Origin of the sequence: Hymenobacter jeongseonensis (assembly GCF_015694725.1) — a bacterium.
In the GTDB taxonomy this organism is placed as follows: Bacteria; Bacteroidota; Bacteroidia; order Cytophagales; family Hymenobacteraceae; genus Hymenobacter; species Hymenobacter jeongseonensis.
On sequence record NZ_JADQDQ010000002.1, the window covers coordinates 553,861 to 565,575 of the forward strand.

Annotated in this window: 6 protein-coding genes and 1 other RNA gene; 3 read left to right on the plus strand and 4 right to left on the minus strand. The window is 56.5% G+C overall.

Features of this window, described 5'->3' with window-relative positions:
- Positions 1 to 149 precede the first annotated feature (149 nt).
- The gene (locus tag I2I05_RS06015) at positions 150 to 1,559 is read left to right on the plus strand and encodes a mercuric reductase (RefSeq protein ID WP_196281315.1); all 1,410 of its coding nucleotides are present in this window, start codon (positions 150 to 152) and stop codon (positions 1,557 to 1,559) included.
- Positions 1,560 to 2,169: 610 nt separating this feature from the next.
- On the opposite strand, the gene icd is transcribed toward I2I05_RS06015, so the two are convergent.
- The 3 genes from icd to I2I05_RS06030 form a co-directional block, all read right to left on the minus strand.
- A complete protein-coding gene (gene icd, locus I2I05_RS06020; protein ID WP_196281316.1) occupies positions 2,170 to 3,435 on the minus strand; it encodes an NADP-dependent isocitrate dehydrogenase in 1,266 nt (421 codons plus the stop codon).
- A gap of 143 nt (positions 3,436 to 3,578) precedes the next feature.
- On the minus strand, positions 3,579 to 6,554 hold the full coding sequence (locus I2I05_RS06025) for a M16 family metallopeptidase (RefSeq protein ID WP_317192323.1): 2,976 nt from the start codon (positions 6,552 to 6,554) through the stop codon (positions 3,579 to 3,581).
- 289 nt (positions 6,555 to 6,843) lie between these two features.
- A complete protein-coding gene (locus tag I2I05_RS06030; RefSeq protein WP_196281317.1) occupies positions 6,844 to 8,928 on the minus strand; it encodes a DNA polymerase III subunit gamma/tau in 2,085 nt (694 codons plus the stop codon).
- Positions 8,929 to 9,228: 300 nt separating this feature from the next.
- On the opposite strand from I2I05_RS06030, the gene ssrA reads away from it, so the two are divergent.
- Positions 9,229 to 9,601: a transfer-messenger RNA gene (gene ssrA, locus I2I05_RS06035) on the plus strand.
- Between the two features lie 488 nt (positions 9,602 to 10,089).
- Complete coding sequence (locus I2I05_RS06040) at positions 10,090 to 10,590, plus strand: hypothetical protein (protein ID WP_196281318.1); 501 nt, start codon at positions 10,090 to 10,092, stop codon at positions 10,588 to 10,590.
- Positions 10,591 to 10,804: 214 nt separating this feature from the next.
- Here the strand turns inward: I2I05_RS06040 and I2I05_RS06045 are convergent, their stop codons facing one another.
- Entirely contained in the window at positions 10,805 to 11,284 is a 480-nt protein-coding gene (locus tag I2I05_RS06045) for a hypothetical protein (RefSeq protein WP_196281319.1), read from the minus strand.
- Positions 11,285 to 11,715 lie beyond the last annotated feature (431 nt).

An 11,715-nucleotide genomic window follows, 5' to 3' on the forward strand; every position in this document is an offset into this window, starting at 1 on the left:
TTGGCGTGGGGCAATGGAAATTCAAGTCGGTCGAAAGGGCCATTTGTCCTCCGCTGCTCCTATTTCCATCATGTTTCCGGGATATGCTTCGTTACATTGGCAAACCGTTCCGTATGCACGGCAACCTCAACGACCTACTTCCCCTGCTTATGCCCACAACTGCTTTCGACGCCATCATCATCGGTTCTGGCCAGGCCGGCAACCCGCTTGCCACTGCACTGGCCGGCGCTGGCCGCAAGGTGGCGCTCATCGAAGAAAACCGGCTGGGCGGCTCCTGCATCAACTACGGCTGCTCGCCTACTAAAACCCTGCTCGCCACCGCCGACCGCCTGCACCACATGCGCACTGCGGCCCAGGTAGCGGCTCCCGAAACGGCCAACGCTGCTACCCTACAAGTAGACCTGGCCGCCGCCGTGGCCCGCAAAGACCGGGTGGTTGCTACCATGCGCGACGGCGTCCGGGCCAACCTCACCAAGAAGCAGCCCAACATTACCCTATTCGAAGGCCATGCCGCCTTCACTGGCCCGCATGCCCTGCACGTGGCGCTGGCCACCGGCCACACCCAGGACCTTACGGCCCCGCTCATCTTCATCAATACCGGCACCCGCGCCGCCCAGCCTGACGTGGACGGCCTCGTTGATGTCGGCTACCTCACCACCACCAACCTGCTCGACTTGAAAGAACTGCCCGAGCACTTGCTCATCCTGGGCGGCGGCTACATCGGCTTGGAGTTTGGCCAGATGTTTCGGCGTTTCGGCAGCCGGGTCACCATCGTCGAATCGGGGCCGCAATTGCTGGAGCGGGAGGACGACGACGTGTGTCGTGGCCTGCAAGAGGCCTTGGGCGATGAAGGCGTAGAGTTTGTGATGGGCGCCCGGGCTCATGGCGTGAGCCGCAGCCCCAGCGGTACCATCACGCTTTCGGTAACTACCAGCACGGGCGAACGGCGCCTGCGCGGCTCCCACCTGCTGGTGGCCACCGGCCGCCGCCCCAATTCCGACAAACTGGGCCTCGGCTTCGCCGGCATCAAAACCGACGACAAAGGCTACATCCTGGTCAATAACAACCTGCAAACGAACGTGAAGGGCGTGTACGCGCTGGGCGACATTCACCCCGGACCGCAGTTCACGCACCTGGCCTACGACGACTACCGCGTGGTGCGCGACGCCTTATTGCACGGCCACAAACGCTCGGCCCGCCAGCGCCCCCTCCCCTACGTGGTGTTCACCGACCCGCCCATGGCCCGCATCGGCCTCGATGAAGGTCAGGCCCAGGAACAGAAAATCCCCTACCGCGTGGCCACCATGCCCGTGCGCACCATTGGCCGGGCCCAGCACACCAGCGAGGCGCGCGGCTTCTGGAAGGTACTTGTCGGCAAAGACGACCGACTGCTCGGTGCTACCCTGCTCGGCCCCGAAGCCGGCGAAATCATGGCCGTCATCGAAGTAACCATGGCCGGGCGGCTCAAGTATCAGCAGCTACAGGATATGATTTTTGCTCACCCGACTTGGGCCGAGGGATTGAATAATGTGTTCCGGGATTTGAAAAAGGGCGGATAGTAACTGCTATTTCTTTGGTTTTCTGAAAAGCCAATGCAGCAGAGGGCTACGAATGGTATCTCCCGCTGTGTGCGTTATTACGTAATGTGCACCGTTTGAATTAACCAATACGTCGGCATTACTACTGCGATGTAGCACACTGTGAGTACCATTCGCATTAACGATTACTGTTGGGTTAGTACTCAAATCCGGTATTACCGTGACCCCGCCCTTTGTGTCTGTTATAATTGCTGTGTTACCGCTCTTTGTTGCTACTGAATGCGTCCCATCAGGATTCACTATGACAGCGGTAGAACCGCTTTCATGAACGACAGAATGGGTTCCGTCAGGATTCACCAAGACGGATACTTGCGCATAAGCACTACTCACACCCATTAGAAGGCCCACCCAAACAATGAATTTCATGTGAGTATAAGTTAATTAAGGAAGTGAGCTTACGCTAAATAGTAAAATTTGAGGGCATTATATTCTAAGTAATTAACTATTAGAACTGCGCTTATAATTTGCAAGCACGCATAGCCCTTAAAGTAACAGTTAGAAACCAAAACCCCCGCGCCAGCCAAACCCGACGCGGGGGGTTTCTATTGTTGCTTAGGCAGCAGCCAAGCTACTACATATTGTTCACAATTTCCTGGGCGAATTCGCTGGTTTTGAGCAGCGTGGCGCCTTCCATCTGGCGTTCGAAGTCATAGGTCACGCGCTTGCTGGCGATGGCGGCTTCGAGGCCTTTGTTAATGAGGGCGGCGGCTTCTTTCCAGCCCAGGTGCTCGAGCATCATCACGCCGGACAGGATTACCGAACCGGGGTTCACCTTGTCCTGGTTGGCGTACTTGGGTGCGGTGCCGTGGGTAGCTTCGAAGATGGCGTGGCCGGTTACGTAGTTGATGTTGGCGCCCGGCGCGATGCCGATACCGCCCACGATGGCCGCCAGGGCGTCGGAGATGTAGTCGCCGTTCAGATTCAGGGTGGCCACTACCGAGTACTCGGCGGGGCGCAACAGAATCTGCTGCAGGAAAGCATCGGCGATGCTGTCCTTGATGATGAGCTTGCCCTGCTCTTGCGCCTGCTTCTGCAGAGCGTCGGCAACGGCCACGCCTTGCTTGGCCACGATTTTATCGTATTGCGCCCAGGTAAATACCTTGCTGCCGAATTCCTTCTCAGCCAGCTCGTAGCCCCAGGTCTTGAAGGCACCCTCGGTGAACTTCATGATATTGCCCTTGTGCACGATGGTCACCGACGGCTTCTTGTGCAGCAGCGCGTAGTTGATGGCCGCGCGCACGAGGCGTTCGGTGCCTTCCTTGCTCACCGGCTTGATGCCGAAGGAGGACGACTCGGGGAAACGAATTTTCTTCACGCCCATCTCATCCTGCAAGAATTCCAGCATTTTCTGGGCCTGGGGCGTGCCGTTCATGTACTCGATGCCGGCGTAGATGTCCTCGGTGTTCTCGCGGAAGATGACCATGTCGGTCAGCTCCGGGTGGCGCACTGGCGAAGGCACGCCGTCGTAGTAGCGCACGGGGCGGACGCAGGCGTAGAGGTCCAGCTCCTGGCGCAGGGCCACGTTCAGCGAACGAATGCCGCCGCCCACGGGCGTGGTCAGGGGGCCTTTGATGCCCACCAGGTATTCGCGGAACGCGTCGAGGGTTTCGTTGGGCAGCCAGTTGTTGGTCTGCTTGTAGGCTTTCTCACCGGCCAGCACTTCCTTCCACATCAACTGCTTTTTGCCCCCATAGGCCTTCTCCACGGCCGCATCAAATACAAGCTTGGAAGCAGCCCAAATGTCCGGACCCGTGCCGTCGCCCTCGATGAAGGGAATAGTGGGTTTGTCCGGTACGTTCAGCTTGCCATTTTTAATGGTGATTTTTTGCTCTGCCATGTGGGGTCGTGTATTATTTAAATCGGGGGGTCATCCTAAGCGCAGCGAAGGACCTTATTGCGCTAGGCTTTCGTAGTAGAATTCAACTGAGCGCAGACGGGATAAGGTGCTTCGCTGCGCTCAGCATGACAGTAGTGGGTTAGTTAGTACCCAAAAATCTCCTTCAGCGTGAGCTGCTGCACCGTCCCGTACTTGGCCAGCTCTTTAAAATTCAGCCGGTCCTTCGAGCCAATCACCAGAATCACCTGGTTTTGGCCTTTAATCTTGGCGTTTTGAAACTTATTCAATTCATCAAAAGTCATTTTCTGGGTGCTGGCGTACACATCGCGGCGCAAATCGTAGTCGAGGCCGAGGCGGCGGGCGCGCTCATAGCTCAGCAGTACGTTGCCTTTGGTAATGCGTTCGGTGCTGATGCTGTTGCGGATAGCGTTTTTGGCAATTTCCAGATTGGCTTCGGCCACGGGCATGTCGGTGAGCAAGGCTTCCATGCCGGCCATGGCCTCGGGCAGCTTGTCACTCTGGGCGCCGATGTAGCTCATGTTGTAGTTGGAGCGGCCCACTTTATCCGCGTTTGAGTACCGCGAAGAAGCCGAATAAGCCAAGGCCTTGCTCTCGCGCAAATCCTGGAACACGATGCTGCCCATGCCGCCACCGAAGTACTCGTTGTAGAGCGCTACGGTGGGCACCATTTCCTTGCTGTACAAGTCGCCCTTGGTCAGGAACAGGATTTCGGCCTGCACCATATTGTAGTCCACCCAGTACACTTTTTTATCCTTCAGCGGCTGCTCGGCAAAGTCTTTGGCAGCCGGCGCGGGCGTTAGCTTGGCAGGCGTGCGGTGGTTGGCGGTCAGTACAGACACCGTTGCATCCTGCGCACGTGGGCCATAGTACAGCACCCGATGCTGGTACGTCGGCAGCTTCTTAATCAGCGCGGTGAGTTTCTCGGGCTTTATGGCTTTCAGCTCTTTCTCACTCAGAATGTTTGTGAAGGGGTTTTTGGGACCATACTTCACGTAGTTCACCATGGCCGCGTTCAGAATCACACCCTTTTCCAGCTTGGCATCCTGGCGCTGCTTTAGCGTGCCGGCCACCATGTTTTTCAACGCCGCGGCATCGGGCTTGGGCGCATTAATCAACTGTTCGAACAGCTTCATAGCGGGCTCCAGGTTGGTGTCGAGGCCATTCAGGGTCACGAAAATGCGGTCGGCGCCGCTGCTCACGTTGAACGAGCAGCCCAGCTTGTAGAACTCCTGTTGCAGCTGCGCCGCCGAGTACTGGCCTGCCCCGAGGTACTGCAAGTAATCAGCCGCTAGGCCCCAACGCGGGTCGTTGTTGGTGCCAATGTCCAGGATGTAATACAGGTTGAACAGGCCGTTTTCGCTGTTCTTGGTGTAGTACAGCGGCAGGCCCGGCTTGATGGCCGTTTCCTGGATGTCCTTCTTGTAATCAACAAACACCGGCTGCAGCTCCGAGCTAGGCATGGCCGTGAGCTGCTTGTAGTAATTGGAAGCCACGTCGCGGTTGGCGGGCACGGGCGTGATGGCGGGCTTCACCACCTTCACCTTGTTGGGGTCGGTGCCGGTGCGCTTGAACACGTTCACGTAATTCTCGCCGTAGTTGTCGTTGGCGAACTTCACGATTTCCTCCTTCGTGATGGAGGCGAAATCGTCCTTTTGCTTCAGGTAATCCTTCCACTCAGCGCGCTGAATAAAGGCCTCGTACATGGCGCTGGCGCGGGCCTCATTGCTCTCGTAGCCTTTGGTGCGCTCCAGCTTGTCGTTGTTGATAATGGCCGGAATCAGCCAATCGGGGAAGTTGCCGGCTTTCACTTTGGCTAACTCGGCCAGCAATAAGCCCTTTACTTCTTCCAGCTTCTGTCCCTGGCGCGGCGTGCCGTAGATGATGTGCGTGGAATAGTCCGAGTTCATGTCCGTGAACGAGGCCGCCTGTAGCACCTTCTGCTGCTGGTTCAGGTCAAGGTCAATCAGACCGGCCTGGCCGTTGGTCAGGATTCTGTCCAGCATGCGCAGCCGTACGCCGTCGCGGGTCGACTTGCCGGGCAAACGGAAGCCCAGCATTACGTTCTCGGATTGCGGACCTACTATCTCACGAGTTATGGGCGCCGTCAGCGGCTTTTCCACGGGCACGTTGAAAGCGGGCGCCGACTTAGCCGGCAGCGCGCTGAAATACTTGTCGATAAGCCGAATGGTGGCGTCGTAATCCAGGTCGCCGCTCAGGCACAGGGCCACGTTGCCGGGCACGTAGTACTGACCGAAATACTTTTTAATCTCGGTAATAGACGGGTTTTGCAGGTGCTCAATCGTGCCGATGGTCGTCTGCGTACCGTAGGGGTGCGTGGGGTAAAGCGCGGCGTTCAGGGCTTCGAACTCCTTATTGAAGTCCGAGTCAAGTCCGCGGTTTTTCTCCTCGTATACCGCTTCCAGCTCCGTGTGGAACAGGCGCGGCACCATCTCCTGCATGCGCTCAGCCTGGATGGCAGCCCACTTCTCCAGCTGGTTGCTAGGAATGTCTTCCTGGTAAACCGTCTCTTCGCTCGAGGTGTGCGCGTTGGAGCCTTTGGCCCCGATGGCGCCCATCACCTTGTCGTACTCATTCGGCACGGCGTACTTGGCGGCCACGCCCGAAATCGAGTCAATCTGGTGGTAGGTGCGCTTGCGGGCGACGGGGTCGTTGCGTTGGCCACGGTATACTTCATAGAGCGCCTCAATCTTGTCGAGCTCTACTTTTTCCTTGGCCCAGTCCTGCGTACCCAGCTTCGAGGTGCCCTTGAACACCATGTGTTCGAGGTAGTGCGCCAGGCCGGTGGCGGTGGCAGGGTCATTTTTCGAACCCGCCCGCACAGCGACGTAGGTCTGGATGCGCGGCGCATCCTTGTAATCCGACAAGTAAACGGTCAGGCCGTTGTCTAGCTTATAAATACGAACCTGCAGCGGGTCACCGGGCACGGTTTCGTAGCGGAATTCCTTCGGGGCGGCAGACGTGGCAGCAGGAGCGGTAGTCGCGACCGAAGCAGTGGCGGCTGGCTTACTGGATTGGCACTGCGTGGCAAAACCTAGCACCGCCAGGGCCGGAAACAGCAGCAAAAAATTGTTTTTCACGAAGGGCGCGGAAGGGTAGCCGGGAGGATTCAAAAAACAAAGGTAGCTGGCTGATAGGGGAATAAAAAACGAATTTTTCAGCTAACTTGCCGGTTTGCTTTCGCCTCACCAACGGCATTGGTCACAGGGCGAGAATTCACCCCAAACGTTTGCAGTGAATGGCTTTGCCAGAAATGCCTCGCAGCTGCTAGGGTACTTCGTACAATCTGACAGGTGGAATAGGTGTGACTGGGCTACAAAGCCCTCACAACCCTATTCTCATTCCTTGCTTCCCTCCTTCTTCGAGACCTTAAAAGTCTGCTTCCAACCCTAGGCGCTGCTTGGCCTCTCGCAAGGCCGGAAACCGCTCGGCCAGGTACTCAAACTTGTCGGAGGCCGTGTACAGCTTCTTGGCGGTAGGCGCGGCGGCCGTCACCATGGGCTGCACCGTGAGGCGCGGGTGACCGGTGCGGCGGCGCAGCTCCGACAGAAACTCCACCCGCATCTCATTGAACTGGTCCACCTGGATAGGGTTGTCCACGGCCAGCTCAATGTTGTGCTCAGCATTGGCCGTTACGGGGCGGTTCAGCACCCAGAATTCGCTCATGCGGTCCTGGGCGCGGCGCTCCTCGGCCAGTTCCTGCCACACCCGCTGCAACAAATTGGCATCGATGGGCGCCACCGGGCCGCTGGTGAACTGCGGCTCGGCCAAAACCGCCGCCGCGGAGGGGCTAGCGGCGCGGCTGCTCATGTTCTTGAGACTCGGCAGCTTGCTGGTGAGGCTGGGAATTTTGGCAAAGGCGGCGTCCGGCGTCGGGCGCGGCGCGGGCTCAATTCCCTCGAAGCTGGGTACGCCGATTTCGACGTGCGGCAGCGTATCCCGCATCTGGTGGCGCTCGGTGATGGCGGCAACTGGGTCGGCCTCAATGCTGGGCGTGTCGTGCATTTCCTCCACGCCGTTTTCCACGGGCAGCGGCTCGGGACCGTCGGCCGGGGCCGGACCAGTGGCAACGGGCGCCCCGGCCGGCATCGGCAATGCCGCAGCTGCGGCCGGGCGCGGAGCAGCATGGTAAGGCGCGGCCGGCGACTCCGTGGCGTAAGCTGCTGGGGCCGCATAAGAAACCGTGGAGGGTCCAGATGCCGCCGGAGTAATGGCCGCAGAAGATACTACCGGCGCATGCTGCGCGTGGGCGTTGCTGCCCGGCCCGGGAGTGGCCGAAGCCTCTCCCCCACCGTTTAGGCCATTAGTTTTTTTTTTAGCCTCGCCGTTGGCGGGGTTCAGTTCGCGAACAAACTGCACGGCCCCGTTCAGATACGCCAGCTTCATCAGCGCCAGTTCCACGTGGAGGCGCTGGTTCTTGGCTTGCTTGAACTCCCGGTCGCACTGGCTGATGAGGTTCAAGGCGGAGAGCAGGAAAGCCAATGGCGCGGCCTGGGCCTGCTGCACGTACTTCTGCTTTATGCCGTCGGACACTTCCAGCAGCTGCACGGTCACGGCATCCTTGCACACGAGCAAGCCGCGCAGGTGCTCGGCGGTGCCCACCACGAAGTTGTGCAGGTCGAAGCCATTCTGCATCACCTCATCGAGCAGCAAAAGCGCAGCGGAGAGGTTTTCGGTCAGCAGGCTATCTACTAAGCGGAAGTAGTAGTCGTAGTCGAGGATGTGCAGGTTTTGCACCACCTCTTTGTAGGTAAGGTTGTTGCCGCCGAAGGTCACCATCTGGTCGAACATCGACAGGGCGTCGCGCAGACCGCCGTCGGCCTTTTGGGCCAGCAGGTGCAGGGCGTCGTCTTCGGCGGTGATGCCTTCCTGGGTGGCCACGTAGCGCAGGTGGCCGCGCATGTCTTCCACCTTGATGCGGCTGAAATCGAAAATCTGGCAGCGCGACAGGATGGTGGGGATAATCTTGTGGCGCTCGGTGGTGGCGAGGATGAAAATGGCGTAGCTCGGCGGCTCCTCCAGCGTCTTGAGAAAGGCGTTGAAGGCCGCGTTCGAGAGCATGTGCACCTCGTCGATGATGTAGATTTTGTACTTGCCGGCCTGCGGCGCGTAGCGCACCTGCTCTACCAGCGAGCGGATGTCTTCAACTGAGTTGTTGGAAGCCGCGTCGAGTTCGTGGACGTTGAACGAGGCGTTTTCCTGGAAGGCTACGCAGGAAGCACAGGTGCCGCAAGCCTCGGTTTCGGCCGATAGGCTGGTGCAGTTTATCGTTTTGGCCAGGATGCGGGCGCAGGTGGTTTTGCCCACCCCACGCGGGCCGCAAAACAGGAACGCCTGGGCCAAATGCTGGCTCTGAATGGCATTTTGCAGCGTGGTGGTAACGTGCTGCTGCCCCACCACGCTACGAAACGTGGAAGGACGGTACTTGCGGGCCGAAACGACGAAATTATCCATAAGTTCTGTCTACAAAGTTACCCAAAAAAGGGCGGCTTTGGAAGCGGTTTTGGGTATTCAGAACGTCATGCAGAGCGCAGCGAAGCATCTTGCCCGCTTCGTTGAGTTGGTAACTCACGCGAGATGCTGCGCTGCGCTCTGCATGACCACCTTTTTTATTCAGACGCCTTCGTTCTTCCTATCTTCGAACACCCGCATTGATGGAAACCTTCCCTCCTCCCCCATCGTTTCAGCTTCACCGCGTACCTTCGCGGCCCGCTTGGCCCTAACCAGTTATTCGGGACTCGTTCTTTACCATTTGGGGATGACCGGAATTGACAGCTTGCGCAAATTGCGGGTAAGCGTGCCAGGAGTTGATGGAAGCTCTCCTGTCAAAAAATCTATCAAACAACAACTGGCGACTATTCGTACGCCATGGCTGCCTAGTTCAGAATTAGGTAATTGCCATCGTTCCGCCCGGGTAAGTTTCTACACCTGGGAGTTCGGAGCGTCGTAAGTAGAAAATAGCCTTCGAGGAGCTGTGACTCGGGGGCGAAACCCAACTGCAGCTAGGGGCAGTGCAAAGGCCTGATGTGCGCCTGTACCGCCATGAAAATCCAAGCATAGATACGCACGTAGAAAGCACGTTGATTTCCTTGTCTGGACCAGGGTTCGAATCCCTGCATCTCCACTTTAAACCCCGTTTGCGACGAGCAGGCGGGGTTTTTCGGTTTTAGCCCGGTGCGGTTGCAAATGGTTATTGGCTGGCCGTCTATCTCGATTGCATCAACCTGCCTTTGTTATCGCAAATGCGGGAAAGGGAATCTTCCAAACCGAGCTGGACATACTATACAACATTAATACTTCTTATATATAAAATAACCATTAAAGCATGAAACAAAAATTCTATTGGAAATAAGCATTCCAAAAAATAAATATTATTAACAATCTGCAAATCAAACATTTTACTTAAATCTCATTGATGTAATTTTACGGGCATTAATTTTAAATAATAGCATTTTTCCGCGAATAACTGAACTGAAATAATTTTGAATTAGTTGGGCTTGGCAATACAGGACATCCGTTCTGGATTGATTATAGTTGCTTGGCTTTTAGGCAGGCTATTTCTAACTATGTCAGCCCTAGAATTAGGCGCTGCATAATATTTATAAAGTTATTTGCATGAAAAAAACGCCCTTATTATTAGGTGTGGCCCTGGCCGCGCTGACGCTGGCTTCCTGCGAAAAGGAGTTGGATAAAGTACATAGCTCTCCTCAATCTTCAGCCGCCGCTTTGGCTCTGGCCCGACCTGCCTTGCTCACCACCGGCGCCTGGCGCCAAACCGGCCTGACCATAAGCGCGACCGATGAAGCAACCAACCAGGTTACAACTTCCGACCTGTTTCCGTATACCAAGCCATCCATGTTGGTTACCAGTGCTACGTACAAGGCCGACGGCACGTATTCGCTGCTACGCGGTGTTCGGTCCAATGGGGAGGCCTCTACGCCAATTGATGGCACTTGGCGCCTGACTGCGACGGCGGATTCGTTGATTGAAACCCAAGCCGACTACACGAGGCGCTTTGCCGTGACCGAACTAACGGACAAGACGCTGCGCCTAACGTACTCCGAGCCTAACGCCAATGGCAAGGCAACTGTTAGCACATCTGTTTTTTCGCACTAATCCCGTTTTTTGTTGGAAGCACTGCACTGCCCGGCTGCTCTAGTCGAGCAGTGTTTTTTTGCAATGCACATATAGGAAGCACATTAATTACTTTGGTCTGAGCTAGGCCCTGCATTCCTGCATCATCACAGAAAACCCCGTTTGCTGGCGCAAACGGGGTTTTTCGGTTTTCAGCGCAGCCTTCACGGAATACGCTTGGCTTGGCCGACAGGAACTATCTAACCACTGAGGCCACGGCCTCGGAGGCGTTTGGCACCGTAAGGCCGGGTACCGAAATAATGGTTTGCGTCTGGCTTTCAACCTGCACATTGTAGCGGTACCGCTCCTGCCCTACGCGCAGCAGCACAGCGTACTTACCGGCCGGCAGGTTGCGGAAATTCAATTGGGTGCCGTACGAGGGCTGGGAATTGACCTCGTTTACCAAGCAGTTATTGGTGCTGAGGGAGACGACGCGGAGCTGCATGCGCTGCTGCGCAGGGTTGTCGATGGTTACCCACAAACTCTGGGCATTGGGCTGCTTTGCTTTCACCGTTGGGGCATCCTGCGCCAACGCGGTGCCGGCGCTGCCCAACACGACAAGCGCGCCGAGCAAGGTAGCCCGCAAGTAAGGTGCTGCCGAAAGGCCCTGAATGCGGTTCTGGATGGGGGCGCCAGCCAAGGACTGGGCGGAGCGGGGGGCGAGGGAGAATTTCATGATTGCAGAGAAAAAAGGTGAAAAGGTTGAGGTTACGTGCGGCCACCAGTACTGGGCGTCGAACAGTACAAATATATAACAGGTACTGTGCAAAACAAAGTAGCGAGTTAGGCTTATGCCAAATTTTACGTTTTTAATCCATTACTGCCTGATTATCAATGACAAATTTTTTATAAAAAATTTCACAATCCGCTAGAATCAGCATTCACAAAGCCTTTCTTTATGCTTAAGATTCTGTTTTAGTTCAGAGAATTTTTCCCGTTCACCACAAGGTTTTGTGGAGCCACTACTGCCGAAGTTTTGCCTTTAGCAAGCGAAGGAATTACCGTTGCGCTTGGCGAACAGAGAGCGAAAATGGGTAGTTGACACGCTCGCAATTCAATCAAATTTGGACACAAGTGAGATTAACCCAGCCCTCCATTCAATTGGCC